The sequence below is a fragment of the Brevibacterium yomogidense genome (genome assembly GCF_016107685.1).
Taxonomy (GTDB): Bacteria; Actinomycetota; Actinomycetes; order Actinomycetales; family Brevibacteriaceae; genus Brevibacterium; species Brevibacterium yomogidense.
The window spans coordinates 371,372-398,010 of the sequence record NZ_JABASY010000003.1 but is presented as its reverse complement, the minus strand read 5'-3'; the positions used below and the strand labels follow the sequence as shown (position 1 = coordinate 398,010).

The following is a 26,639-nucleotide window of genomic DNA, read 5'->3' as shown; positions in this document are numbered from 1 at the left end:
CGTTGTGGGCTGCGTGGTGGTGCGAAACCGCTCGTTGTCAGTGGATTGCCAGCCTCACGCCGCCCCGATCGCGCGCTCCACCAGTACGTCGACCGCCACACCGGAGGGCAGCGCGCCGTACTCTCGGCCCCGGTCCTCACCCAGCCTCGCCAGCACGAACGACTCCGCCACCTCCGCCGGCGCATGATCGAGCAGCACCGCCGACTTCAGCAGCAGCGCCATCCGCTCCACGAGCACCCGACCTCCGCCCTGCAGCCGGGCCATTGCGGCCGCGTCGCCGCTGGCCACCACCTGCGACGCGTCCGTCAGCTCCGCCGCCAGCCGCTCGAACGCCTGGTCGTAGGCGCGCACCCGCCCGCGCCCCGTCTCCAGGTAGGCGAGGAACGCCTTCGCGCTCGCCGGGTCCTTCGCCATCGCCCGGATGACGTCCAGCACGATGACGTTGCCGGACCCTTCCCACACCGCCATGACCGGCTGCTCCCGGTACCGCATGGCCAGCGGGAAGTCCTCCGTGTACCCGTTGCCGCCCAGGCACTCGAGTGCCTCGTACGCGTGCTCCGGCCCCCGCTTGCAGATCCAGTACTTCGCGACCGCCGTGGCGATCCTGCGGAAGTCCGCATCATCCTTGCTTGTGTCGTCGTGCGCGCGAGCCAGGTGCACCGCGGTCCACGCGGCGGCCTCCGCTTCCAGCTGCAGGTCCGCGAGCACGGACCGCATGAGCGGCTGATCCACCAGCGTCGCACCGAAGGCGGACCGGTGCTGGGCGTGCCAGACGGCCTCGGCGACGGCCTGCCGCATCCCCGCAGCGGACCCGAGGATGCAGTCCAGCCGCGTCCGATTCACCATCTCGATGATGGTGCGCACACCCCGGCCGGGGTCGCCCACCAGCCAGCCGTGCGCCTCGTCCAGCTCGATCTCGCTGGACGCGTTCGACTTGTTGCCCAGCTTGTCCTTGAGCCGCTGGATGCGGATCGCGTTGCGCTCGCCCCCGGGCAGGATGCGGGGCACCAGGAAGCAGCTGACCCCTTCCTCGCGCTGCGCGAGCACGAGGAACGCATCCGACTGCGGCGCGGAGCAGAACCACTTGTGCCCCGTGAGCAGGTGGTGGCCGTCGGTGACCCCTCCGAAGCCCATCGGTGCCCCCGCCGCCGAGGTCCCGGTCACCGGCACTGCCCACGTCGTGTTGGCGCGCACGTCGGAGCCGCCCTGCTTCTCCGTCATCGCCATCCCGAACGTCACCGCCTGCTTGTCGTGGGCGTCGACGAGGCGGGGATCGTAGGAGGTGTCGAGCAGTCGGGGCAGCCAGAATTCCGCATGGGGCGTGTCCTTGAGTGCGGCGACGGCGGAATGGGTCATCGACACGGGGCAGGCATGCCCGGGCTCGATCTGGCTGAACAGCATGAACCGGGCGGCCCGTTCGACGTTCGCCCCCGGCCCGGGATGCGCCCACGCGTGGGAGTGCGCGCCGGCGGTCAGCGCGTCATCGATGATGCGGTGGTAGCCGGGGTGGAACTCCACGTCGTCCACCCGGTGTCCCCACCGGTCGTGGCTGGAGTGCTGGGGCGTGACCTTGTGGACGACCGCGGCGTCGTGCTGGAAGGAGGCGCTGCCGACCAGACGACCGATGCGGCGCAGCTCGTCGGTGTCCGCGTCGGGGGCGAGCGCGGTGACGGCTTCGACGAGTGCGGTGTTCGTCGCGTACTCGTCGACATCGGTGCGGGGAGCGGACTGGTTGAGGACTGTGTGCGTGGTCATCGGGGGTCCTTTCGGGTGGGTCAGCATGACGGAAAGAATGCGGGCGGGCTGGTGGGTCAGGGTGAGTGGAGGGACGCGAAGCCCACCGCTGCCAAGCAGAAGCCGGTCATCCGGTGGACGAGGGCCTGTACCTCCGCGGGGTCGAAGCGGGTGCGCCCGGAATCGTGGATCGGCTCCTGCAGGCACCCGGACAGCGCACCCACCAGGGCGCGGGCGGTGAGCGACGTGTCCTGCGCGGGCAGCGGCGGCGCCTCCTCCCGGCGCAGGCGGCGGGCGATGGCGGCGGCGTATCCGGCACGGAAATGCAGCCGTTCCGCTTCGACGGCCGGCGGCAGCGCCTCGAAGAGGAGGGCGTCGGCCAGCCGCGCACCGGCGAATGCGCGGGTGAGGAAGGTGTCGACGAGGGCGGCGACGGCCTCGGCGGTGGTGGGTGCGTCTTCCAGCGCGCGGGTGACGGCGGCGAGTTCGTGGCCGGAGGCGTGGGTGAACGCGCTGCGCAGCAGGGCGTCGCGATCCGGGAAGTACGAGTAGATGAGGCCCGCCGAACAGCCGGCGCGGGCGGCGACGGACTTGATCGTGGCACTGGCGAAGCCGGATTCCGTCACGAGGGCGCGGGCGGCTTCTGCGATAGCGCGTTCACGCTGGACGGCGTTCTGCCGGGTCGCGTCCGTCTGCCGGTACATGATGCTCGAAGGCCCCCTTGCCATCAGATTCTCCGCCAAGCTTTGAATCGTGGTTCAATGACAACAGTGTGACACCGGATACAGGGGGAGAGCAATGAAGCTCAGCACGATGCTGCGCACCACGGCGACACGAGCACCGCAGGCGGAAGCGCTGGTGAGCGGGGAGAATCGCTGGTCGTACGAGGAGCTGGTCGCCGCGTCGGAGAAGGCGGCGGGCCTGCTGGCGGACCGGGGCGTGAAGTCCGGCGACACCGTCGCCGCGATGACGTACAACGAACCGGAGTTCGTCTTCACCGCTTTCGGCGCGTGGATGCTGGGTGCCGCGTTCGTGCCGGTCAACCACAAGCTGCAGGTCCCGGAAGTCGAGTACACCGTGGGCCACAGCGGGGCGACGGTGGGCGTGGTGAGCGGGGAACTGGCGGAGACAGCCCGGGCCGGCGCGCCGGATGTCGACTGGGTGAGGACCGTGCCGGACGGGGAGTTCGACGCGCTGCTGGCGGCTGCGGATCCGTGGGGGGAGACCCACGACGACGACCGTGCGGCGGCAGAGGTGCTCTACACATCGGGCACCACGAGCGCGCCCAAGGGCTGCGTGCACACGCATGACTCGCTGGTGCGGCTGGCGACCCAGATCTCCCTCAACCTGGGCTACGAAACGGACGAGCGGATCCTCATCGCGATGCCCATCTGGCATTCCGCACCGCTCAACGTCTGCCTGCTGCCCGTCCTGCTCATGGGCGGCACGGTCGTCCTGCAGAAGGAGTACCACCCGATCGACACACTCACGCTCATCGGTGCTGAGAGGATCACGACGTTCTTCGGGCCCACCGTCGCCTACCTCGCACCCCTGCGGGCTGCGGCCGCCCACGGGCTGGACTTCGCGGACTTCGACTTCTCCACCATGCGGCGCTGGACGTTCGGCGGTGCACCCATCGACGCGGCGGGCACACGGAAGATCATCGAGTCGTACCAGCCTGGTGAGCACTTCCAGCTGTTCGGGATGTCGGAGACCGGCCCCAGCGGCAGCGTGCTGCGCCCCCACGAACAGCTGGTGAAACCCGGCAGCATCGGCAGGGCCGGCATGATCGGCGTGCAGATGCGGGTCGTGACCACCGACGGGACGGATGCGGAACCGGGGTAGTCCGGCGAGATCTGGTTCCTGTCCGACACGACCATGAAGGAGTACCTGGGCAATCCGGACGCCACCGCAGCGGCGTTCGAAGGCCGCTGGTACAAGACGGGCGACATCGCCCGCGTCGACGAGGACGGGTACTACTACGTCGTCGACCGCCTCAAGGACGTCATCATCGTGGGCGGGGAGAACGTGTTCTCGCTGGAGGTCGAAGAGGCGATCGCCACCCACCCGGGTGTGGCCGACGTGGCGGTCGTGGGCAAACCCGACCCGGAGTGGGGCGAGCAGGTCGTCGCGTTCGTGACACCGGCCGACGGTGCGGAAGGCGAGGCGCTCACAACGGAGGGACTGCAGGAGTTCGTCGGCACGAAACTCGCCCGCTACAAGGTGCCGCGCACGGTGGTCCTCGAAGAAGCACTGCCCCGCAACCCGTCCGGCAAGCTGCTCAAGCACAAGCTGCGGGAGGTCGCCGCGGGGGAGTGAGCGAGAGGTCGTGGTGCGTGGAGTGGAGGCGCTGCGGGCCCGTGGGCAAGCCGGTGTGAAATCCTGGAGCCATGTCGTTCTTCCGTGATTCCGACGCCCACGACCGCATCGAGGAGCTCATCCGTCGGGTGGGGACGCTCGAGGCGCTCGTCGAGCGTCTGGCTGTGCAGGCAGGCCTGTCCCCGCACGAGGTGGAGGCGATCCGTGACACGGCGGATCCGGGGTTGACGCCCGAAGTCCGTCGGCTCGTGGGGGAGAGCCAGCTCATCCACGCCATCAAGGAGTACCGGAAGGTGACCGGTGCCGGTCTCGTCGAAGCGAAGCGTGCGATCGACGAGTACGCCGCGCGAGGTCATGACTACTGAGTGAGCCTCGGGCGCTGAGAAGGCTTCGCCCGCGCGACCACGGGGCCCGCCCCGCCCTGCCCGATGAGCGCAGGTCTGCTTGCCTCTTGACGCTGAGCCTAGGGTGGGTGGCAACCCGTCCGCGTGCACGGCGCAGTGCCACTGCTCGGGTAGGGCGCCCCGGCTGGAGGACCGCAGCGGTGTCCACTGCGTCGCACCTCAGCGAAGGATTCACTGAGATGAGCAGAAAGACTCCGACACCACTCACCATCACGCTGTGGACCCTCATCATCGTGGGCCTGGCCGCCGTGCAGTTCCCCGGCATCCTCTTCTACCACGACGTGGCAGAACCCCGGATCTTCGGCATGCCGTTCATCTACGGCTTCAACGTCCTCATCTGGGGCTTCCTCTGTGTGGTGCTGCTGATCGCCTACCGGACCCGGTGGGGCAGACCTCGACCGGAGGAGCTCGACGACACCTTCGAAGACGAAGCTGACGAGCGGGAGGACACGGCATGAGCACCGAACAGATCCTCGGCGCCGTGGTCATCGGGTTCTTCCTCGTCATCCCCCTGGTCATCGGCGGTGTCGCCTCACGGTTCGCGAAGTCCACCACCGACGACTACTTCGTCCAGGGCCGGGCGATGGGGTCGATCGCCGTGTTCTTCACGGTGACCGCCACCTGGTGGAGCGCCTTCGCGTTCCTGGGCTCCAACGCGAGCTTCTACCTGGACGGCCCGCTGTTCTGGACCGCGCTGGTCTGGAACATCTTCTTCGGCGTCATGTACTACTGGATAGGCAAGCGCGTCTGGTTCCACGGCAAGCGGGGGGACTACATCACCGCCCGTGACTTCTTCGCAGACCTCTTCGGCTCACCGAAGCTCGCAACGTTCATCGCGATCATCATCCTCGTCTTCACTCTCCCGCACCTGCAGATCCAGCTCACCGGTGGCGCCTACCTGCTGGAAGTGGCGTCAGGTGACCTGATCCCGTTCTGGCTGGGAGGCCTGCTCTTCTACCTCGTCATCATCATCTACGTCTGGGCCGGCGGTGTGCGGGCGGTCGCCTGGACGGACATCTTCTACGGTGTGACGATCTTCCTGGGCCTCATCGCCGCAGGCATCGTCGTGGTGGGGCACGTGGGCGGCATGGGCACCATGTTCGACGAGATCCAGCAGGTGCAGCCGGACAATCTCATCCTGGGCGACGGCGTGTGGATGACGTGGATCACGATGTTCCTCATCACGCCGCTGGGGGCGCTCATGGGACCGCAGATGTGGACGCGCATGTATGCGACGAAGAGCCCGCGGCTGTTCGACCTCATGCCGTTCCTCGTGGGACTCATGGCGATCGCGTACATGGGATCGATGCTCGTGGGGAACTCCGGCACCATCCTCATGCCGGACATCGAGAACGCGGACCAGGTGCTTCCGCTGCTGCTGTTCGAGTACGCGCCGATGCTCCTGGCACTGATCGTAATCGCGGCCGGGGCGGGTGCCGCGATGTCGACGGCGAACTCGCAGGTCCACGCCATGGGCGCCAGCTACACGATGGATTTCCACAATCGATACATCCAGAAGGACCTTCCCGAAAGGAAGAAGGTCTGGGTGGGTCGGTGGGCGATCCTGGTGTTCTCCGCGATCGCCTACGTGATGACGCTGTACATCCCGGGCCTGCTCGTGACGATCGGGCTGGTGGCATTCGGCGGTCTTGCTCAGGTCATCGTCCCCACTGTCGGGGCGCTGTTCTGGAAGCGGGCGAGCGTTGTCGGTGCCACGTCGGGTCTGATTGTGGGTCTGGCCGCGCTGGCTCTGTTCACGGCCGTCCCGCAGTGGGCGCCGGGACCATTCGCGGTGGGTGGTGTGGAGCTGTTGGCGCTGCTGCTCAACATCGTGGTCTTCTGCGTGGTCAGCCCCTTCACCAAGCCCCGGAACACGTCACTGCTGGTGAAGATCCGCCGTCGTCATCACGATTTCGCCCGCGAGCGGTGGGACGACCCGGACCCGGAGCACAAGGCCTGATCGGGCAGTCGGCTCAGCCCTTCGTGCCGGCGACGTAGGCGGCTTGGCCGATGTGCTGGAGTGCGTCCGCGTAGACGCTGATGAGCCGCACCCCGCGAGTGACGGGCGGGTCCCAGTTGTCGTCGATGACCTCGCTCAGGTCGTCGGGGGTGAGGCCGCCCAGGTAGTCGACGGATTCGTCGGTCACCGCAGCGAGGTAGCGGCGCAGCAGATCCTTGCTGTCGACGATGATCGCGCGCGCCTGTTCCTCCGTGTGACCGAGGCCCAGGTCGTCGTCACCGACGCCCAGATCGAACCGGTCCGACCATCCCCGGGTCCACACCTGGTCGCTGCCCGAGGCGTCGGCCACCTGCACGTCGATCTCCCGTCCGGTGTGCCAGACGAGCCAGGCGATCGAGTTCGGGTGCCCTGCCGGGTGCTCGTTGAGCCGGGAGGCGTCCAGGGAGTCCCAGAAGTGGTCGAGCTCCTGGAGGGGGCGCTGTGCGAGGTCGGTCAGAAGGTCGCGTGAGTCCATGCGGACAGTGTGCGCCTCTGACCGGGGTGATCGCTACCCCCTGCGGCCGGGGCCGATCACTCCTTGAGTGAACCGTCGTGGCGGTTGCGCGGGTACGACTTCTCAATGTTCGGAAGCAGGAGGATGGCGACGACCGGCGCGAACATGATGGCGGTGAGGCCAAGGACGGAGATGATGACGTGGATGCTGGTGTCCATGGGGACTCCCCTTTCGGTCAGATGCGCGGCACGGGCGGCGCGCGGTGGTGGAGAAACGCGAGATCCGCAGTCGGGCCAAGCTTATCTTCTCGCTCGTCACCTGGCGAAGGCGAGGTGGAGGGTGCAGGTGCTGCGAGTAGTTGCAGGGCCGCTCTGTCGCATCGAAACCGCCCCACGGGGGATCCTGCGGGTGCGGGGCCAGGGCGCCGACTCTAGTCAGCCGTGTCTGATCTCCGCTGGGCTGGCCCACTCGTTGCGCACGTGGCCCAGGTGTGTGGTGAGGAGGCGCTGCGCGAGCGGCGCGTCGCGGGCCAGCAGGGCCTCCAGGATCGTGCGATGTTCTTTCGCCGCTTCGATCAAGGAATGCTCTGCTGTTTCCATTAGCCCGTAGAGTCGGGTCTGATCCCTGAGGTCGGCGATCGTCGCCACGAGGCGCTTGTTGCCGTGCAACCGGATGAGCGTCAGATGGAATTCGCGATCTGCTGCTAGGAAAGTGTTGACGTCCTGAGCTTCTGCAGAGGTCTCCGTTGCACGCACGAGTTCGTCCAGGTGCTCCTGTTCCTCAGAGAGGTCGCAGTTCGTCAGTGCGCATACGGCTGGTACTTCGAGGAGCAGGCGGATCTCGAAGATCTCGTCGAGGTCCTCTTGGCTGAGCTCTGCAACCCGGAACCCGCGGTTGCGCACGGCTTCCATGATCCCTGCATTTACGAGCGTCAGCATCGCTTCGCGGACCGGACTCACTGAGACCCCCAAGCGGCGGGCCACCGCAGTTGCCGAATAGAGCTCGCCGGTCCGGATTTCACCGGAGACGATTCCTTGCCGCAGCACCCGCAACGCCTTGTCTCGCAAGCTGTCGTCGCGTTCGATCGCTGCCATAGGGATCATTCGGGCCGTCCTTCTCGTCTGGCGTTCTTAGCATTTATGCCGCTGCTGCTCGCTCTATCACGAGCTTGTCCGAGGCGGAGTGGGTGTTCTCCACATGATGAGAATATCCGCGCACTGGTTGACTCACGTCACACCCGCGTGTTCGATGGCCGGTAACCGGTAACACATTACCCCTGTCGAGTAGAAGCATCAGAGAGGTACTTCGAGCAATGCGTGATCTGTCCGTACTTCCCTTTGTCACCGCCGTTGAAGTGCATGATGCAGTGTCGTACCGCACCGCTGTCGAGACTCTCGAATCGGCGCTGCTGACCGGCACCGCGACGGCGCACACTCCTCTGCGCACCCACACTGAACTGCCCGACGGCCACTTGCTCTATATGCCGTCGCTGGTGGACGACTATCTGGGGGTGAAGCTTGCCTCCGTCTCCCCGGGGAATCCTGCGCGGGGAATGCCGCGGATCCAGGGACTAATGATGCTTTACGACGGTGCGACGCACGAGCCGCGCGCGATCCTCGACGCAGAGGGTCTCACCGTGCTGCGGACCGCCGCTCTGTCCGCGCTCGCCGTGCGTCATCTGACACCCGAGGATGCATCCCATCTCGTTGTCTTCGGTTCAGGACCACAAGCACGTGGGCACGTCGAAGCGATCCGTGCGGTACGACCTCTCACGAAGGTGACGGTGGTGGCGCGGTCACTAGAGCCCGGGCAGGCGCTGGTGGAACGAATCCGAGCATCGGGGCTCAGCGCAGAGCTTGGTGCGGCGAGCCGCGTGGCCGACGCTGACGTCATCGCTTGCTGCACCTCCACGAGCACTCCGCTGTTCGACTCCTCTCTAGTAGGAAACAGTGCCACCGTCGTCGCCATGGGATCGCACTCTCCGGAAGCGCGCGAGGTCGACACTGCACTGGTGCGACGAGCCTCGGTGATCGTTGAAACGAGAGCCTCTGCGTTCGCAGAGGCCGGTGACGTGATCCTGGCGTACCGGGACGGAGTACCGCATGACGAAGCGATCGACGGCGAGCTAGCAGACATACTCGACGGCGGGTTCCTTCAGACAAGCCGCCCCCGACTGTTCAAGGGCGTGGGAGAAGCGTGGGCCGATGTCGCGGTCGCCGTCGAAGCCGCGAAGGCACTTGGGATCCTCGAACGCTCTGCCAGCAATGCGGTTGCAGGCTGAGGACGACCGACACCTCACCTGATCAGGACCATTGCTTCACCTCACAATGACGTAAGGACTCTTCATGAAGACAGCAGCGAAAGAGAAGTATCCCAAGAAGCCGTTGGACCGGTTCTCCACCTTCTTGAGTGACGTATGCACCCGGTGGATCCCGGATCCGTGGGTCATCGTCGTCCTCCTCACACTGGTCGCGGGACTGTTGTCGTTCTTCCTTACCCCCGGCGGCTTTGGCCTCGAAAAGGCGGACACGATCATTCGTGGATGGGGGGACGGTTTCTGGGACCTCCTGGAGTTCGGCATGCAGATGGCTCTCATGCTGCTGAGCGGGTACGTGGTGGCGAGTTCGCCGCCGCTGCGCCGACTCCTCATCTGGGTTGCAGATCGGGAGGCTGGCCCGCTCCGGACCGTTGCCACAGTGGCACTGACCAGCATGATCCTCATGTGGATCCACTGGGGGATCGGTCTCATCGCTGCCGGAATCCTGGTGCGCTACTACGCAGCGCGGAACACGAAGGCCGACTACCGGTTGCTGGTTGCCGCCGCGTACCTGGGCATGGCAGGTACGTTTCATGCGGGTATGTCGTCCTCGGTCGGTTTGCTGCTCGCCACGCCCGGTCACTTCGCGGAGGACTACTTCGGTCTCATCCCCATGAGTCAGACGGTATTCTCCCCGTTCAGCCTCATTCTGGTCGCCGCGACGATCATCGCGTGGACAATCACCGCTGTCCGCCTGCAGCCGTCCCCGAGTGAGACCGTGAGCGCGCCCAGAGAACTGCGGGAGACGCTTGCTGCGGAGTTCGCAGAGGACGAAGCCGCCCGCAAGACAAAGTCCGACGCGGTGAAGGCGGGTCGCAGCCCGGTGGAGATCATCGAGAACTCCCGCTGGGTGAACATGCTGGTCGGCATTCTGGGTCTCGTGTATTGCGTGCTCTATTTCAGTTCACTGGAGGACGGTATTCTCAACGGGCTGACGCTGAACTCCGTGAACTTCATCTTCATCTTCGTGGGCGTCCTTATGCACGGAACTCCCAAGGCGCTGCTGACCGCAGCGCGTACCGGAGGGACCTTCGTCTGGGGCATTCTGCTGCAGTTCCCGTTCTACGCAGGCATCTTGGGCATGATCGTGGCGTCCGGTCTGAGCGAGCGGATAGCGAATTTCTTCGCGGCGATCGCGAACGAGTTCACCTATCCGATCTTTGTCTACTGGTATTCGGGCATCCTCAACTTCTTCGTCCCCTCTGGGGGATCCAAGTTCGCGCTGGAAGCGCCGTATCTGGGAGAGGCGGCGCAGGCGCTGAATGTGCCGCTGGATCTCACCGCGATCGCCTACATCTGGGGCGACATGTCGACGAATGCGCTACAACCGTTCTGGGCGCTGCCCCTACTGGCACTGTGCGGATTGTCGTTCCGTCACATCATGGGTTTCCTCATCATCTTCTTCCTGGTGACGGCTGCCATAGGTTCGGCTGCGTTCCTCGTGGCACCGCTGTTCTTCTGATGCTGTTCTTCTCTGAGTCTGTTCATGACGCGACGTTAGGGTGACGTGATGACGCAACAGTTCGCCGGTTACTGCACGCTGTGCCGGTCTCGGTGCGGCTCTCTCAACACAGTTGAGGACGGACGGCTGGTGGACGTGCAGCCGCTGCCGGAGCACCCATCCGGAGGTGCGTTGTGCGCAAAGGGGCGGGCCGCCCCGGAGATCGTGGGCAGTCCTAGACGCCTCACCACCCCACTACGCAGAACACAGCCGCGCGGCAGCGAGGATCCGGGGTGGGAAGAGGTCAGTTGGGACGAAGCACTCACGGACATTGCCGGTCGACTCCAGCGAATCAAGCTGGAGTCGGGCGCGGAATCGGTCGCCTTCGCGTCCACCACTCCGTCCGGCACCCCGATCGTGGACAGTGTCGAGTGGATCGAGCGACTGGTCCGCCGTTTCGGCAGCCCCAATCTCGTCTATGCGGTGGAGATCTGCGGGTGGCACAAGGATTACGCACACGCTCTCACCTTTGGTCGGGGTGCAGGCGCTCCCGACTATGACGAGGCGGAGACGATCATCCTCTGGGGCCACAACCCTGCCCGCACCTGGCTCGCCCAGGCCAGTCGGATCGCGGAGGCTCGGGCACGGGGTGCGAAAGTCGTGGTCATCGACCCCAAGAAGGCAGGTAGCGGCCAGCAGTCAGATCTGTGGTTGAGAGTGCGGCCCGGGACCGATGCCGCCCTCGCACTGGGTGCGATCCGTCACCTGCTGGAGACAGAGCGCTACGACTCGGGCTTCGTTCGGTCGTGGACGAACGCTCCAATGCTGGTGGATGACGCAACCGGTCTCTTCCTACGCGCGGAGGATGTCTGGGAGGACGCACCTTCCGGAGCGTTCGTCGTGTCCGACAGTGAGGGAGCGAGGCCGTACGATCCGACAGAGGTGCTGCCCCGCTCCCGTGAGGTGCATCTCACGGGTTCCGTCACGCTCACGAACCGTGAAGGAGCTGTGGTTACGGCCCGACCGGCGTTGGCTCTGCTGGAGGCTCACTGCTCCCCGTGGACTGTTGAAGCTGTTGCGAGTGCAACCACGATCGATGAGTCTTCGCTGCGCAAGTTTTACGAACTGCTGAGCAATGAGCGCAAGGTCGCCTACCACTCATGGACGGGGGTAGGGCAGCATTCCAACGCGACACAGACGGAGAGGAGTATTGCGACGCTATATGCACTCCTGGGTGCGTGTGACCGGCGTGGTGGGAACCTGTGGCTCCAGCCACCGCCGGTGAACCTGTTGTCGCCGTACTCGGATCTTCCGCATGAACAGCAGGTGAAGGCTCTGGGGCTGAACGAGCTTCCGCTTGGGCCTCCGCGACTGGGGTGGGTGACGGCTCGTCATTTCTGCAGAGCGGTCCTGGAAGCTGTTCCTTACCGCGTGCGAGCCCTCATGAGTTTCGGGAACAACATGATGGTCTCTCAGGCTGATGGCGACCGGACGCGGAAGGCGCTCGAGGCTCTGGAGCTCTATGTGCATGTCGACATGTTCCTCAACCCGACTGCGGAAATGGCCGACTATGTGCTGCCGGCGAATACCCCGTGGGAGCGAGACGCGCTGCGAGTTGGTTTCGAGATCACACAGGAAGCGGTGGAGTACGTACAGTTCCGCCCGCAGATGTTGCCGTCACTGGGTGATACGAAGCCTGACTACGAGATCGCAATCGCGCTGGCGGAGAAGCTCGGGCTGGCGGACGAATTCTTCGACGGTGATGTGTGGGCGGGGTGGAACTGGCATCTCGAACCTACGGGGCTGACGGTGGAGGGGCTTGCGGAGGGGAAGCGCTTCGCGCGTCTGCCGCAGGAGACGTCCCGGGAGAAGTATGCTGCACGACGGGAGGACGGGTCGGTTGAGGGGTTCGCAACTCCCACCCGGCGCGTCGAGCTCTACTCGGAGCAGCTGTTGGAGCATGGATATCGTCCGTTGCCCAGCTTCATCGAACCCCTTGCGACCGGCCGCTCCGGCGGCGTGACCGGGGGGCCTCTTCCTCTGGTGCTGTCCACTCACAAGAATGGTGTATACGTTCATACGTCACATCGGCACGTGGCCTCCTTGAGGCGGCGCGCGCCGGACCCGCACTTCGACGTAAGTCCGCAGCTGGCGCAGGAGCGTGGCCTGGTCGAGGGCGACTGGGCGATCTTGGAGACGGAGACTGGTACAACGAGTGCTCGGGTGCGGGTGGACGACGACCTACACCCCACAGTCGTGCTTGCTGACTTCGGATGGTGGGAGGACTGTCCTCCGCTGGGTCTTCCCCGGACCCCCGTTTCAGGCGAGGGGACGCTCAATATCAATGCAGTGCTGAGCGATGACGAACACGACCCCACGAGTGGTTCCGTTCCGCTGCGGGCAGTCGCCTGCGAGCTGCGCAAGGATGAGCCACGGAGCAAGGGGAACTGGTTCGGGCAGCAAGAGGTGGAGGTCGCTCGAGCATGGACGGAATCAAAGTCCGTGCGGGGACTGACGATAGTGCCTGTGAGTGGGGCTCTCGAACAAGGGTTCCGGCCCGGACAGCATGTGCTTCTGGCACCGAATGAGGATGCCCCCGCGCGGGCGTATTCCGTGACGCGTGGTGGGAGCCGAGAGGACTCTTTCGATATAGCGGTGCGACGAGTTCCTGACGGTGTGGTCTCCGGCTTCATCCATGACGATGTCCGAGTAGGAGACCGGCTCTGGTTGGAGAAGCCACAGGGGACCTTCACGCCGCCGCTCACCGGAGACCGGCCGGTCGTACTTGTCGCCGGGGGAGTGGGTATCACTCCCTTCATCGGTTATCTGCGAACGCTTCGGGAGGTGGTGGACCGGCCACCGGCGGTGAAGCTGCTGCAAGTGTTCCGGAACTCCAGTGAGCATCCGTTCCGGGAGGAAGTTGAAGCGCTCAAGGACTCGCTGCCTGAGTTGTCGACCACCACCTGGTATTCGCAGCCGCTCGCCAACGACATTCAGGGCGTCGAGTACGACATTCCCGGTCGCCCGACGTGGAGCGACACCGATGGTTCCGCGGCAGCGCTGGATGCACAGGACCGGCCACTGGTCTACCTGTGTGGGGCGAGCGGGATGATGGATCAGACGACGGAAGCCGCGGTGGCGCGGGGCATTCCGCGGTTCGACGTGTTCCGCGAGGACTTCCAGTCAACCGTGGAGGTGCCGCCCCATCTTGAGCCCGCGGAGGTGCGGCTTCGCGATGGTTCAGCCATGATTTGGGAGCCAGCCGACGGGACGATCCTCAATTCTGCCGAACGGCATGGTCACCGGCTTCCCAGCGGCTGTCGGGTGGGACAGTGTGAGAGCTGTGCGGTCCGTGTTCTGAAGGGTTCGGTGGCACACATGGGTGAAGCACCTGCGGACGACGTTTGTCTCACGTGCATTGCCGTGCCGATCGGCGATGTGACGCTCGACGTGTAAGCGAAGTGCGCGGTGGAACCGTCGGTACTCAGTGCGGGGAGGGTCATTTCTGGGCCGGGGCTAGAGATTCCCCGTGGGCCCTGAGAGCCGTTTAAAACTCTCAGAGTCGCAGCAGGCCGGCTTCCGCCGCGCGGGAGGCAACGCCGGCGCGGCTGCGTGCCCGGAGCGCGGTGACGATGCGGCTCACCCGGTCCTTGACGGTGTGGACGCTCAGGTGTACCTGCTCGGAGATCTCCTGGTTGGAGTGGCCGTCGGCGACAAGGCGGATGATCTCCAGATCGTCCTGCAGTCCCAGGCAGCGGGCAGCCTCCACGCGGAGTGAGGCCTCCACCGCGTCGAGTGCGCGCTCCGCCCGTGCCGGGTCGCTCGCCACTTGGCCCGCCATGAGGTTGAGGCGGCGGTAGGCGTCCATCGCCGCCCGCTGCTGGTCCTCGAGCATCGCGAGCCGGCTCGTCTTCTCCGCGAGTTCCTCCTGGAGGCGTCGCAGTTCGGTGATGTCGCGGCCGACACCCTGGCGCCCGATCAGCGTCCCGTCGTGGTAGAGACTGCCGGCGTGGATCTCGAGCTCGCGGGTGTCGCCGTCCGGGCGCAGAATCAGCGTCTCGAAGAAGGGGTTCGTGTCCGGCCCCTCGATGCCACGTCGGAAATGCTCTGCGGTGTCGCTGAGGGAGTCGGGTTCCACGACGAGGGAGAAGTGCTGTCCCACGATGTCGTCGGCGTTGCGTCCGAACACGCGCGCTCCTGCCGGGTTCACATACGTGAAGCGGCCTTCGATGTCGACGGCGTAGACGACATCGGCCAGCCGGGCCAGGAGATCACGGAAATCCAGGGCTGGGCGGTCGGAGGCAGTCACACCGTCAACTTACTCGATCGGGGATCGGGGCCTCTGTGGTCACTGTTCGACGAGCCGCCCACTCGTCGAACCACTCCCGCTTTGGTTGCCTCGTGCGCACTGCCACCCCTTCGGGTGTCACCCGGCGACCTCCGGGGGTGGCCGCTGCGCGCAGGCGCACTGGAAGATGGGGTGACGACCGTACTCTCGAGGAAGCGAGTAACTTCTGTGACCCACCCCTCTGTGACCCCCTCTGATTCGCCCAGCTCCGCCGCAGCGTCTGATCGCTTCACCGTCGTGGCGATCGCTGACGGGCTGCGCCAGGCATCCACCATGGCCGAGGTCCTCGTCGCGACAGCACGCACGGTCCCGGATCACGTGGCCCTCCGCTCGCACGAAACGGGCCAGGAGTGGACGTACGGGGAGACCCTTACGCGCATCGGTGCGGTGGTGCAGAAGCTGCGCGAGCTGGGCGTCCGTCGAGGTCAGCCGGTTGCGCTCATGCTCCGCAATCGCCCGGAGTTCCACGTCGTGGATGCAGCAGCCATGATGCTCGGGGCGGTGCCGTTCAGTATCTACAACACCTCGGCTCCCGAACAGATCGCCTTCCTCCTCACGGATTCCGGCGCCGAGGTCGTCGTCGCCGAATCGGTCTTCCTCCCCTCCCTGCAGGAGGCCCTCACAGGCGTCCCGTCGGTCGGAAAGCTGCTGCTGATCGACCAGGATGGCGGCGAGCTCGTGACCGGCAGCCTCGTCACCGAACTCGCGGCCACGGGCACCGACTTCGACTTCTCCACCATCGAGCAGATCGCACCCGACGACGTGCTGACACTCATCTACACCTCGGGGACCACGGGGGCGCCCAAGGGTGTGGAGCTCACGCACCGGGGCATGCTGGTCCAGCTGCAGGGCGTGCACACGGCGATGCCGCTGCCGGGGCTGGGCCGGCAGGTCTCCTTCCTGCCGGCGGCGCATGTCGCGGACCGGTGGACCTCCCACTACTCGGCGTTCATGACGTATGCGAACACCCTCACCAGTGTGGCGGACATGGCTGCCGTCGCCCCGGCGGTCGCCCAGACGCGCCCCACCCTGTTCGGTGCCGTTCCCCGTGTGTGGGAGAAGTTCAAGGCGGCACTCGAAGCGGGGTACGACGGCGATCTGCAGGCAGACGCCCGGGCGAATCCCGCGGTCGGGGAGGCGGTGCGTGCCAAGCTCGGTCTCGACGGGGCCGCGTGGGTCGTCACCGGTGCGGCCCCGACCCCACCGGCGGTCATCGAATTCTTCAGGACACTCGGACTGCCGCTGTGCGAGATGCTGGGCATGTCCGAGGTCTCCTGCGGCGTCGCGGTCAACACGCCGGACGCGCTGCGCCCCGGCAGCGTCGGGCGTCCGCTCGACACGGTCGAGGTCGCGCTCGCCGACGACGGCGAGGTCCTCATCGGTGGCCCCCAGGTGATGAAGGGCTACCGCGGTGCACCGGAGAAGACCGCGGAGGCGATCGACGACGCAGGTTGGCTGCACACCGGCGACATCGGTCGGGTCGACGAGGACGGGTTCCTCTGGATCATCGACCGCAAGAAGGAGATCATCATCAACGCGGCCGGCAAGAACATGGCGCCGACCGCCATCGAGATGGCAGTCCGCTCCGCCGGGAACCTGGTGGAGCAGATCGCGGTGATCGGTGACGGCCGCCGCTACAACGTCGCACTGATCGTGGCGGACCCCGCGCAGGCGGCGGAGCTCGACGAGGCGGAGCTGCAGCGGCGGGTCCAGGAGCAGGTCGACCGGGCGAACGCGACGCTCGCACGGGTGGAGCAGATCAAGAAGTTCACGATCCTGCCGCAGCCATGGCGGCCGGGGCACGAACTGACCCCCACCATGAAGGTGCGCCGCCACGTCGTGGACGACCTCTACGCGGCACAGATCGAGGAGCTCTACGCCTGACCCGGCGCCCGAGCTGACGCCTGACCTGACGCCCGTCAAGACGCCCTGCTGTGGGGGCGGTCACTGACGCTATACTCGCTCGTTCGGAGCCCAGTCGGGACCGTCAGTGATCGAGAGGAAACCCCGTGGCAGCGAGCCCGTCCGCTGATTCCCCGCAGGCGCACGGCGCCTCGTCCCCGCAGTCCGCCGCACACGCGGGCACGGACAGGGCGATGGAGAAGCGGGTGATGCGCAAGGTCACCCTGCGCCTCATCCCGTTCATCGTCGCGATGTACTTCATCAACTACCTGGACCGCACGAACATCGGCATCGCCGGTCCCGGCGGGATGAACGAGGAGCTGGGGCTCACCGCCACGCAGTTCGGGTTCGCGGCGGGCATCTTCTTCTTCGGGTACCTCCTCCTGGAGGTGCCGTCGAACCTGGCGCTCAACCGGTTCGGTGCTCGCCTCTGGCTGGCCCGGATCCTCATCAGCTGGGGTCTGCTCGCGTCGCTCATGGCGTTCGTGCCCAGCCCGTTCTGGCTGTACGTCGTGAGGTTCCTGCTGGGTGTGGCGGAGGCCGGGTTCTTCCCCGGCGTCATCCTCTACCTCACCTTCTGGTTCCCGCTGACGGTGCGGGCGCGGGCGACGGCCCTCTTCCTCCTGGCGATCCCGCTGTCGAGTGTGGTGGGCGCACCCGTGTCCACGTGGCTCGTGCAGTTCGGCAACGACTTCTTCGCGGACTTCGCGGGCTGGCGGTTCATGCTCTTCATCGAGGGCATCCCCGCCGTCATCCTCGGCATAATGTGCCTCTTCTACCTCACGGAGCGTCCCAAGGACGCGAAGTGGCTGCAGGCCGATGAGCGGCAGTGGCTGCAGGACACCATGGACGCCGAGGCCGCCCAGACCGCCAGCACGACCCAGACCCATTCCGTGGCCAAGTCGCTCACCCAGCCGCGCGTGTGGGCGCTGGGCTTCGTGTACTTCGGGGCGGTCTACGGCCTGTATTCCCTGAGCTTCTTCCTCCCGACGATCATCGACGGGTTCTCGGAGCGGTTCGGCACCGACTACTCCTTCGTGCAGGTCGGGCTCATCACCGCCATCCCTTATGCGTTCGGTGCTGTGGCGATGTTCCTGTGGGCGAAGCACGGTGACACGACGGGGGAGCGTGTGTGGCACGTCGCGGCACCGCTGTTCGTCGGTGCGGTCGCCATCGCGGTGGCGCTGTACCTCACGTCGCCGTTCACCACGATGATTGCGGTGACCATCGCGTGCATGGCGATCTGCTGTGCGCTGCCGTGCTTCTGGCCGCTGCCGCAGGCGTTCCTCACCGGCGCCGCCGCGGCCGCGGGGATCGCTCTCATCAACACGATCGGCAACTCCGCGGGCTTCCTCGCGCCGTACGTCACGGGCATCCTCACGGACTGGACCGGGACATCGAACGCCGGCATGTGGGCTGTGGGTGCGGCGATGGCGATCGCCGGCGTCATCACGCTGGTGCTCAACCGCACTGACAAGACGATCACCGCCTGAGCCCCGGCCCCGCGCGGGCCCCGGTCTGATCAGGGCTCCCGCGCTGCGCCTCCTCTGAGCCTCTGCCCGGCTCCACTGCGCACACAGACACCGACCACTGCACGTAAGGCGGCTCACCAGCCGCTACAGTGACAGGACGCGCTGTGATGTCGACCACTCCCCAGCGCGGGACCTTTCAGCGCAGGAACTCACAGTGGAGGAACGCGGTATGGCGCAGCGTCGCACGTCGGAGGACACGTCGAGCAGTCAGCCGCCCACCGGTTCCACAGCCCCACCGCGTGCACGCTCCCGAGGCTCCCGTCTCAAGCGGATCCTCCTCGGCACCCTCGCGGCGCTGGTCGTCGTCGCCCTCGTGGTCACTGGCTTCGTCACCTGGTCCGTCATGCGTGCCTTCCCGCAGACCGACGGGCAGATCACGGTCGCGGGTCTCCAGAGCGACGTGACCGTCCAGCGCGATGACCACGGCATCCCCACGGTCACCGCCGAATCCACGGACGACCTCTTCCGCGCCCAGGGCTTCGTCCACGCGCAGGACCGCTTCTGGGAGATGGACTTCCGCCGGCACATGACGAGCGGCCGCCTGTCCGAGCTGTTCGGCGAGGCGCAGGTCGGCACCGACTCCTTCCTCCGCACCCTGGGCTGGCACCGCACCGCGCAGGAAGAGGTCGACGCACTGCCGGACGACGTGCGCGGCTACTACGGCGCGTACGCCGCCGGGGTGAACGCCTACCTCGAGGAGCGGAAGGGCGGGGCGCTCGCCTTCGAGTACACCGTGCTGGGCCTGCAGAACCGCGGGTATGAACCGGAGCCGTGGACGCCGGCCGATTCCGTCGCCTGGCTGAAGGCGATGGCCTGGGACCTGCGCACCAACATCGAGGACGAGACCGCCCGCGCGCTGCTGGGCCAGAACCTCGACACAGACCGGCTCGCCGAGCTCTACCCCGCGTACCCCTTCGACGACCACCCGGTCATCATGGCCGACGACCCGGACGGCTCCGGGATCGCGGAGGCCGACCTGCCTGCCCCTACGAACGACACCGCCGCCGAGGCCCCGGCCGGCTCCGAAGACGAAGCCGGCGCGGAGGGCGAGGCCGGCGCGGAGGGCGACGCCATTTCGGACGACGACGCCACCACTGACGACACTGCCGGTTCCGAGGACGCACCGGACTCCGAGAACGCGAGCTCCGAGTCTGACGACGAGACTACGGCTGACCTCCAGGCCCTGTCGGCACTCGACGTCGACACCTCAGCGCTCACCGAGCTGCTCACACAGGTCGATGCTCTGGTGGGCGGCGCGGGGGAGGGGATCGGCTCGAACTCGTGGGTGGTCGGCGGTGAGCACACGGACACGGGTGAGCCGCTGCTGGCGAACGACCCGCATCTGGGCGCCTCACTGCCATCGGTGTGGACGCAGATGCAGCTGCGGTGTGCAGAGGTGAACGACGAATGCCCCTTCGACGTGGCGGGGTACAGCTTCTCCGGACTGCCCGGCATCGTCATCGGCCACAACCAGCAGGTGGCTTGGGGCTTCACGAACCTCACGACGGACGTCGCGGACCTCTACGTCGAACGGGTGAGCGACGACGGCTACCTGCGTGACGGTGAGACCGTCCCGTTCGAGACCCGCCAGGAGACGATCACCGTCGCAGGAGGAGACGACATCGACCTCGAGGTCCGATCGACGGGCCACGGGCCGATCATCTCCGGCCTCACACCCGAGTTCACGAAGATCGCCCTCGCCCCCCGGGTGGGGGTCACGGAGGGGGCGGAGGAGCGGCCGCTGGATCCGGCCTCGGGCGACGACCCCGTCCCGATGGACAACGGGACGGACACGGATCCGACGCTCACGGACGGCGAGTATGCGCTGAGCCTGCGGTGGACCGCGCTGGACGCCGGGACGACCGCACAGGCGATCTTCTCCCTCAACCTGGCAGAAGACTTCTCCGACTTCCGGCACGCGGCATCCCAATTCGACGTGCCGGCGCAGAACCTCATCTACGCGGACACCGACGGCAACATCGGCTACCAAGCGCCCGGACGGCTGCCCATCCGCGGTGAGGGAGACGGCTGGCTGCCGCAGCCGGGCTGGGACAGCGCCTACGACTGGCAGGGCTTCATCCCGTTCGAGGAGCAGCCCGTCGTGTACAACCCGGACTCCGGGTACATCGTCACCGCGAACAACGCGATCGTGACCGACGACTACGAGCACTTCCTCAGCCGCGACTGGGACTACGGGTACCGCGCGGCGCGGATCGTGGAACTGCTGGATAAGCAGATCGAGACCGGCCCCGTGACGGCTTCGGACCTGGCGACGATCCAGATGGACAACCAGTTCCCGGCGGCGGAATCCCTGCAGAGCGCGTACGAAGGTATGGACGCTGGCGACGAGGGGACGCGGAAGGCACTCGACCTCCTGGCGAACTGGAATGGGCAGAACGATGAGGATTCGGCGGCTGCGGCCTACGCGAACGTGCTGTGGGACCGGGTGACTGCGGCGATGATCGAGACACAGGGCACGGTCGTGGACCCTGATGCGGAGGACGAGGACCTGGGGGACCCCGCGACCGCAGAGGCGTACGAGCCGCCGCAGGAACCGACCATTGCGCGGGACGACCAGTCGCGGTTCGCAGTGTTCCTCGCCCAGCAGCTGGAGGACGACTCCAGCCCGTGGTGGGGCGGGGATCGCGAGGAGCTGCTGCGCACGGCGGCGCTGGATGCCCACGAGGAGCTTGTGGATCTGCAGGGGAAGGACCCGGGGGACTGGAACTGGGGAGAGCTGCACGCGCTGCCGCTCACGCACGGGACGTTCGGCACCAGCGGCATCAAGCCCCTGGAAGCGCTGTTCAACCGCGGACCGTATGAGACCGGCGGCGGATCCGGCGTGGTGAACGCGACAGGGTGGGACTTGGACGAGGGGTACGCGACGACGACCGTGCCGTCACTGCGCATGGTCGTGGACGTCTCCGACTGGGACGCCTCGACATGGCAGAACCTCACGGGGCAGAGCGGCCACGCGTTCCACGACCACTACACGGACCAGGCAGACGGGTGGACGCGGGGCGAGCAGTACCGGTGGGCGTACTCCGTCGACGCGGTCGACCAGGCGATGGAGGACCGGCTGACACTCACACCGTGAGGTTGGCGCGGCCGCTGGCGTGCGGGTGCCTGCCGCGCTACCTGCGCCTTTGTTCGCCAGCTGCAACCGCGCTCGCCACCTACAGTGTTATATCCCTGTAGCTGGCGAAGTTTTGTGTAGGTGGCGGCGGGGGCGACGCGGGGACCCGGCGGAGGAGGATGCTCGCAAGCCAGATCGCGGCGACTGCGGTGAGGATTCCGTGCGCGATGCGGACTTCAGGCGGCGCGAAGAACTGCGGCAAGCAGAGCCCCACCGCGACGGCGAGTGGGACAGCGCTCCACCGAGGCAGACGCCCGCCGCGCCACACTGCGACCGCCAGGAGCACCCCTCCTGCCGCGACCAGCAGCAGCCCGAGGCCGAACACAGTGAGCTGTACCGGTCCTTCACGGACGGCGGAGATGAGCGTATCTGCCTGTAGCGGCGGGGACGTTGCGATGGCATGGAGCGCGAAGGTCTCCGCGCCGTAGAACAGCAGCGTCGCTCCGGTCCCCACCGTCAGCGCGGCGACGCCCAATCTCGCGGCCCGCGAACCCCGGGTGTCCGGGTGGAGTGCCCTGATCCCGTGACCGGCAAGGAGGAGAGCGACGAATGCGAATGCCCCTCCCAGGTGCGCCGCGACCCACAGGGGCGACGCCATCGCGTCGAGTAGACCTGGGAAGGTGCCACCCTTGTCCGCCCACGGGCGCAACAGGGGAAATGCCGCGAAGAGGAGTCCAGCGGTGATGAGCAGGACTGCGGTAGTGCGGCGGGTGGAAGTGGATGTGGCCATCACTGCTCCTCGGCGTGTGGGGTGGATCAGGTGGTGAGGCCGGGGATCGCCCTCACGAATACATCGACCATGCGGCGGAAGCTGATGTCCACGTCCTCCTCGAGACCGAACCCGCCCGCGGCCTCGATGTGAGCGAAGCCGTGCACGGTGGCGCGCAGTGCACGGATGGTGTGGACTGCGTCGGAATCGGCTACTCCGCAGGCATCCAGGACTGTCCGGACAACGGTGAGCTGCTGGCCGGCCACCTCGCGGAGAGCGGGATCGTGCAGCGGGTCGGCGGGAACGGACGCGTAGCGGTGGGGGTGTCCCGCCGCATAGTCGCGGTAGGCGTGCATGAGGGATGCGACCGCGTCAGCTCCGCTGCGCCCGATGGTGGCCGCTGTGAGAGCTGCAGTGATCTCGTCAAGGACCCGGACCGCCAGGAGTGATCGCAGGACGGGCAGACCTGCCACGTGCTTGTAGAGCGACGGGGGCGCGACGCCGGCGCGGTCGGCCACGGCTGTGAGAGTGAGAGCTTCCGGCCCGGAGGAATCGACGATCGACAGGCCGATGTCGACGACTGCGTCGCGGGTGAGACCTGCGCGAGCCATCAGAATTGAGTCCTCGCACGAGTGATCGCTTTGCACTGCACCCGTTTGTTCATGCCCATAGCGCAAAGGCTAATCCCGTTAGCCTCGAAAGTGCAAGGGGGCGAGCTTTCATCTTCGCTGCGAGAGTGCGCGTGAGCCGCGTGCAGGGGTGGGCTGAGACGACTGACTAGACAAGACAGTCGGAGGCCTCCGCCTGCCGGTCAGGCCACCGTGTCAGGAGGTCAACGCGGCAGCCGCAGAGCGGAGGGCGCCGTCGATGCCTTCGGAGCTGAACGCGGCGCGTTGTCGGGCAGCGCCCGTTCCGTGGGAGAGGAAGCGATCCAGGCCGGCTCGCACGAGCGACTCCTCGTCGGCATCTGCGAAGTAGGGCCGCACGTAAGTGAAGAGGCTCCAGACGACGTCCGCTGCCGGGAGTGATGCGCAGCGAGCCGGGTCGAAGAGCCGGCCGTCCAGCCCGTACCGCGCCGCCTGCCACTGGGCGATGTCGAGTCGTTCCGCGGGAATCGGGTGCGTCACCGGAGGCGCGTCCATCGCCGCCTCGACGAGAGCGCGAGTGAGCAGCGCCAGGGTGACGGTGTCGTCCGCCTGGAGCTGCACGTCGCTGGCGCGAACCTCGAGTGTGGGTAGATGCTCGGGCAGACGGGCCAGCCAGTTGAGGCAGCCGCGGTCGAAGACGACATCGGATTCGAGGAGCGCGGAAACCCGGGCCTCATAGTCGCGTGCGTCCTCGAAGTGCGGGGGTGGCCCGCTGGCCATCCATCGGCTGTAGTGGATGGCTCGCCAGCTGGCGAAGCCGCTGTCCTGTCCGCGCCACAGTGGCGAGTTCGCTCCCAGGGCTGTCAGGACGGGCAGCCAGGGGCGCAGGCCGTTGAGGGCACGCACTCCGGTGTCACGGTCGGGGATGCTCACGTGGACGTGCATGCCGTTGATGTACTGATCCGCCGCGAAGCCGGGGGCCAGCGCGACGAAGCGGTCATAGCGCTCGTTCGCAGTCACCGTGGCTCGCTCGCGTGGAATGCGAGGTGCAGTGCCGATGCCGACGGCGTCCATGTCGAACCCGTCGGCGGTTGCGGTGAGAGCGCTGCGGAAGCTTCGCAGCGACTCCAGCGCCGCAGTGCCGTCGTGGAGGACCGGCGTGGACGTCTCGATCTGGCAGGCCAGCCATTCCGTCGACGTGCAACCACCACCAGCGGTGATCTCAGTGAATGCTGAGACGTGGTCGTGCGACGGTGCTGCGGGCAGGCCGGTGCGGCGGTCGTAGAGGAAGAACTCCTCCTCGATGCCGAACGCGCTCACCTCACGGCCGATGTGTCGCGGTGGATCATGGGGCGTGCCCTCCTGCCGCGCCACTCAGGCGCACGATGAATACGACCAGTGACTCGATCTTATGCGAAAAGCTACCAAGCTAGGCAACGTATCTTGTTGAAACTGCGGCTGGGTTGCCGTGGTGGTCGCGCATCAGGTCCGCGCGTCGTGCAGATAGCAGGGGGGCTGCAACGACAGCTGCGGCGACGGTTGCAACGACGACTGCAACGACGACTGCGGCGTGCACGATGGAATGCCATCGTCCACGCCGCAGAGTCCTCGTCTCCTGTGAAGACTCGACTCACTCAGGTCGGTATCGGTCCGCTCGGGTCGGTGCCGACCGGCTCACGTCAGAGTCGACTCACTCAGCTCGGAGCCACCTCACTCACGCATGTCCCCTCACTCGGGTCGGTGTTGGCTGTACAGCTGCGACGACACTTCGTCGACGAACTCCTGCGGATCGATGTCGCCGTTCTCCTCGATGTAGCTGTGGACTTCAGCCCAGTCGTCGAACTCCTCCATGCCGAGGTCCAGTGCCACCGAGCGCCACTTCTCCAACGCGGCGTCCAGGTCCGTCGTGAGTTCAGCCCCGTCCAGTGCGCTGGATTCTGCGACCTCATCCCGCAGCTCACCCTTCGCCTCCTCCAGGGCCGACTGCGATGCGTCGTCGAGCGTGTGGAAGCCACCACCCTGCTCGTTGATCGCGTCCACAGCATTCACATTGAAGTCCGTGCTGGTCGTGTAGTGGCCGTGCAGGTAGATGTCGAGCCGGTCGAAGATGAGCTGCTGGGCCGCCAGCGGGAGCGTGTCCCATGTGCCTCCGGCGATGACGGACGTCGGGTTGCGCCCGAATGCTCCGGACTGCGGGTTGGTCACTTCGGGTGCGACTTCGAAGTATCCGAACTGGGTGCCGATCTTGAGGCCGCCCATCACGCAGTCGACGACACTGCGCTGCAGTCCCTCGTAGACCTCCGTGTAATCCATCGACACCGGGGTCGCGCCGAGGGACTCCGTGATGGTCACGTCCGACGAAGAACCGGCTCGGATCGATTTGCCCTTCAGCTCCGGCATCGTGCGGACGGGACTGCTGCACATGAGGGTGTTCGCGTACTCGAACTCGACCGGGACGAGGACCGAAACACCCTTGCTCTCGTAATCCTCGATTATTTCGGGAGTGTTCCACGCGACGTCCTGATTGGCTGCCACGTTCACCATCTCCGGCAGAGTCGCGCCGGATCCACCTGTCGAGGAGAGCCTCACCAGATCGTTGATCGCGGGGTATTCGGCTGGTTCATAGATCGGGATCTCGAGGCCGATGTCGATACGACCATCCGCGACGGCTGTGGTGACCTCCCCGTAGGAAGCGATGGGCTGGCCGTGGACGACATCCATCGTGATCTTCCCGTCCGACCACTCCTCGATGGCCTCCGCCCACGCCCGTTCCTTGTCGGCGGTGGGGGTCGTGGGGGAGTTGCTCGCCTGGAACGTGAGCGTCACGGGGTCCATGTCGCTGAGCGCTTCTTGGAACTCCTCTTTCGACGCGCCGTAGGGTAGGCCGTCCCCACCGCCGCTGGCTCCGTCGTCTCCGCCTGAAGGGAGCACTCCGCCGGCGCATCCGGTGACGAGCGACAGGGTGAGAGCCGTTGCTCCCGCGGTCAGGAATCTCTTCATTGTGATCCTTTCGAGGTGGTGCGCGGACATCGTTGTCCGCTGTATCTCGATGCCGCCCCACGGTGGGGAAGCTTGGGTCGACGTGCGGGAGGGAGGTGGCTTTCGAGCTCAGCCGGTCCTCGTCCGCCTAGTCGAGCGTCTTGATCGTCGCCAGTTCGCTCTTCCAGAACTGCGCGATCTTGTTGCGGCGCGCGGAATCGTCCGTGATGACGTCCGCGAGCCCCAGTCCACGGGCCAGGTCCATCGTCGACTGGATGAGGCGGTGCGTCCTCTCGTCGGACACGTCCGCCCGGAGGAATTCGACCGCATGCCGGTACGCTGCGCGGGCAAAACGGGTCTCCAGGGGGATGACCCGCTCCCGGAGCGCAGGGTCGGTTGCGGCGGCGACCCACACTTGCAGTGCTGCCTTGAACGCGTCGGTCGAGTAGTAGTTGATGAGCATGTCGACGACGTAGTCGATCCGGTCGTTGCCCTCCGGGGTCGTGCTGTCGTACTGGAGGCGGTCCTTGTCCCGCTGCTCGGCCACGTGGTCGATGGCCGCGAGCATGAGGTCTTCACGCGTGGGGAAATGGTGCTGCAGCGCGCCACGGCTGATGTCGACGTGGTCGGCGACGACGGCCATCGTCGCACCCTGCCAGCCGTACGTCGCGAGGCAGTGGACGGCCGATTCGAGGATCTTGCGGCGGGTCTCGCGCGATCGATCCTGCTTGGGCTCCCGCCTGGATGTGGTCATCCGACCATCGTAAGCCTCGGCCTC

22 protein-coding genes are annotated in these 26,639 nt (G+C 66.4%); 11 read left to right on the top strand and 11 right to left on the bottom strand.

Going from position 1 to position 26,639, the window contains the following annotated elements; genetic code table 11:
* Positions 1 to 54: 54 nt before the first annotated feature.
* Both JFC09_RS10165 and JFC09_RS10160 read right to left on the bottom strand, forming a co-directional pair.
* Complete coding sequence (locus JFC09_RS10165; protein ID WP_198393894.1) at positions 55 to 1,755, bottom strand: acyl-CoA dehydrogenase family protein; 1,701 nt, start codon at positions 1,753 to 1,755, stop codon at positions 55 to 57.
* Positions 1,756 to 1,811: 56 nt separating this feature from the next.
* The gene (locus JFC09_RS10160) at positions 1,812 to 2,462 is read right to left on the bottom strand and encodes a TetR/AcrR family transcriptional regulator (RefSeq protein ID WP_198393893.1); all 651 of its coding nucleotides are present in this window, start codon (positions 2,460 to 2,462) and stop codon (positions 1,812 to 1,814) included.
* Positions 2,463 to 2,532: 70 nt separating this feature from the next.
* Here JFC09_RS10160 and JFC09_RS10155 point away from each other — a divergent pair, with 70 nt between their 5' ends.
* From JFC09_RS10155 to JFC09_RS10135, 5 genes are all read left to right on the top strand, one after another.
* Positions 2,533 to 3,579: a class I adenylate-forming enzyme family protein gene (locus JFC09_RS10155; protein ID WP_198393892.1), complete on the top strand. Its 1,047-nt coding sequence runs from the start codon at positions 2,533 to 2,535 to the stop codon at positions 3,577 to 3,579.
* A gap of 33 nt (positions 3,580 to 3,612) precedes the next feature.
* Positions 3,613 to 4,053, top strand: a complete 441-nt coding sequence (locus JFC09_RS16910) for a class I adenylate-forming enzyme family protein (RefSeq protein WP_198393891.1) — start codon at positions 3,613 to 3,615, stop codon at positions 4,051 to 4,053.
* 71 nt (positions 4,054 to 4,124) lie between these two features.
* Positions 4,125 to 4,418, top strand: coding sequence for a hypothetical protein (locus tag JFC09_RS10145; protein ID WP_198393890.1), 294 nt, complete (start codon positions 4,125 to 4,127; stop codon positions 4,416 to 4,418).
* Between the two features lie 218 nt (positions 4,419 to 4,636).
* The gene (locus JFC09_RS10140) at positions 4,637 to 4,915 is read left to right on the top strand and encodes a hypothetical protein (RefSeq protein ID WP_198393889.1); all 279 of its coding nucleotides are present in this window, start codon (positions 4,637 to 4,639) and stop codon (positions 4,913 to 4,915) included.
* A complete protein-coding gene (locus JFC09_RS10135; protein ID WP_198393888.1) occupies positions 4,912 to 6,417 on the top strand; it encodes a sodium:solute symporter family protein in 1,506 nt (501 codons plus the stop codon). Before JFC09_RS10140 ends, JFC09_RS10135 begins: the two co-directional genes overlap by 4 nt.
* A gap of 13 nt (positions 6,418 to 6,430) precedes the next feature.
* Here the strand turns inward: JFC09_RS10135 and JFC09_RS10130 are convergent, their stop codons facing one another.
* The 3 genes from JFC09_RS10130 to JFC09_RS10120 all read right to left on the bottom strand — a co-directional run bounded on the left by JFC09_RS10130 (position 6,431) and on the right by JFC09_RS10120 (position 8,004).
* Complete coding sequence (locus JFC09_RS10130) at positions 6,431 to 6,931, bottom strand: mycothiol transferase (RefSeq protein ID WP_198393887.1); 501 nt, start codon at positions 6,929 to 6,931, stop codon at positions 6,431 to 6,433.
* Positions 6,932 to 6,987: 56 nt separating this feature from the next.
* Positions 6,988 to 7,128, bottom strand: coding sequence for a hypothetical protein (locus tag JFC09_RS10125; protein ID WP_198393886.1), 141 nt, complete (start codon positions 7,126 to 7,128; stop codon positions 6,988 to 6,990).
* Between the two features lie 216 nt (positions 7,129 to 7,344).
* A complete protein-coding gene (locus JFC09_RS10120; protein WP_198393885.1) occupies positions 7,345 to 8,004 on the bottom strand; it encodes a GntR family transcriptional regulator in 660 nt (219 codons plus the stop codon).
* Between the two features lie 260 nt (positions 8,005 to 8,264).
* Here JFC09_RS10120 and JFC09_RS10115 point away from each other — a divergent pair, with 260 nt between their 5' ends.
* The 3 genes from JFC09_RS10115 (at position 8,265) to JFC09_RS10105 (ending at position 14,124) form a co-directional block, all read left to right on the top strand.
* Positions 8,265 to 9,191 carry an ornithine cyclodeaminase family protein gene (locus JFC09_RS10115; protein WP_198393884.1) on the top strand — a complete coding sequence of 309 codons (927 nt, stop codon included), beginning with the start codon at positions 8,265 to 8,267 and terminating at the stop codon, positions 9,189 to 9,191.
* A 64-nt stretch (positions 9,192 to 9,255) separates the two neighbouring features.
* Positions 9,256 to 10,689, top strand: a complete 1,434-nt coding sequence (locus JFC09_RS10110) for a short-chain fatty acid transporter (protein WP_198393883.1) — start codon at positions 9,256 to 9,258, stop codon at positions 10,687 to 10,689.
* A 48-nt stretch (positions 10,690 to 10,737) separates the two neighbouring features.
* Positions 10,738 to 14,124, top strand: a complete 3,387-nt coding sequence (locus JFC09_RS10105) for a molybdopterin-dependent oxidoreductase (RefSeq protein WP_198393882.1) — start codon at positions 10,738 to 10,740, stop codon at positions 14,122 to 14,124.
* 100 nt (positions 14,125 to 14,224) lie between these two features.
* On the opposite strand, the gene JFC09_RS10100 is transcribed toward JFC09_RS10105, so the two are convergent.
* A complete protein-coding gene (locus tag JFC09_RS10100; RefSeq protein WP_198393881.1) occupies positions 14,225 to 14,977 on the bottom strand; it encodes a PAS domain S-box protein in 753 nt (250 codons plus the stop codon).
* Positions 14,978 to 15,184: 207 nt separating this feature from the next.
* On the opposite strand from JFC09_RS10100, the gene JFC09_RS10095 reads away from it, so the two are divergent.
* The 3 genes from JFC09_RS10095 to JFC09_RS10085 all read left to right on the top strand — a co-directional run bounded on the left by JFC09_RS10095 (position 15,185) and on the right by JFC09_RS10085 (position 21,547).
* Positions 15,185 to 16,900 carry an AMP-dependent synthetase/ligase gene (locus JFC09_RS10095; protein ID WP_198393880.1) on the top strand — a complete coding sequence of 572 codons (1,716 nt, stop codon included), beginning with the start codon at positions 15,185 to 15,187 and terminating at the stop codon, positions 16,898 to 16,900.
* Positions 16,901 to 17,025: 125 nt separating this feature from the next.
* Positions 17,026 to 18,411, top strand: coding sequence for an MFS transporter (locus JFC09_RS10090; protein WP_332839731.1), 1,386 nt, complete (start codon positions 17,026 to 17,028; stop codon positions 18,409 to 18,411).
* Positions 18,412 to 18,619: 208 nt separating this feature from the next.
* Positions 18,620 to 21,547 carry a penicillin acylase family protein gene (locus JFC09_RS10085; protein ID WP_198393879.1) on the top strand — a complete coding sequence of 976 codons (2,928 nt, stop codon included), beginning with the start codon at positions 18,620 to 18,622 and terminating at the stop codon, positions 21,545 to 21,547.
* A gap of 79 nt (positions 21,548 to 21,626) precedes the next feature.
* Here the strand turns inward: JFC09_RS10085 and JFC09_RS10080 are convergent, their stop codons facing one another.
* The 5 genes from JFC09_RS10080 to JFC09_RS10060 form a co-directional block, all read right to left on the bottom strand.
* On the bottom strand, positions 21,627 to 22,316 hold the full coding sequence (locus tag JFC09_RS10080; RefSeq protein ID WP_198393878.1) for a hypothetical protein: 690 nt from the start codon (positions 22,314 to 22,316) through the stop codon (positions 21,627 to 21,629).
* A gap of 26 nt (positions 22,317 to 22,342) precedes the next feature.
* Complete coding sequence (locus JFC09_RS10075) at positions 22,343 to 22,906, bottom strand: TetR/AcrR family transcriptional regulator (protein ID WP_198393877.1); 564 nt, start codon at positions 22,904 to 22,906, stop codon at positions 22,343 to 22,345.
* Positions 22,907 to 23,119: 213 nt separating this feature from the next.
* Positions 23,120 to 24,256 carry a carboxylate-amine ligase gene (locus JFC09_RS10070; RefSeq protein WP_332839730.1) on the bottom strand — a complete coding sequence of 379 codons (1,137 nt, stop codon included), beginning with the start codon at positions 24,254 to 24,256 and terminating at the stop codon, positions 23,120 to 23,122.
* Positions 24,257 to 24,610: 354 nt separating this feature from the next.
* On the bottom strand, positions 24,611 to 25,882 hold the full coding sequence (dctP, locus tag JFC09_RS10065) for a TRAP transporter substrate-binding protein DctP (RefSeq protein ID WP_198393876.1): 1,272 nt from the start codon (positions 25,880 to 25,882) through the stop codon (positions 24,611 to 24,613).
* A 127-nt stretch (positions 25,883 to 26,009) separates the two neighbouring features.
* The gene (locus tag JFC09_RS10060) at positions 26,010 to 26,615 is read right to left on the bottom strand and encodes a TetR/AcrR family transcriptional regulator (protein WP_198393875.1); all 606 of its coding nucleotides are present in this window, start codon (positions 26,613 to 26,615) and stop codon (positions 26,010 to 26,012) included.
* Positions 26,616 to 26,639 lie beyond the last annotated feature (24 nt).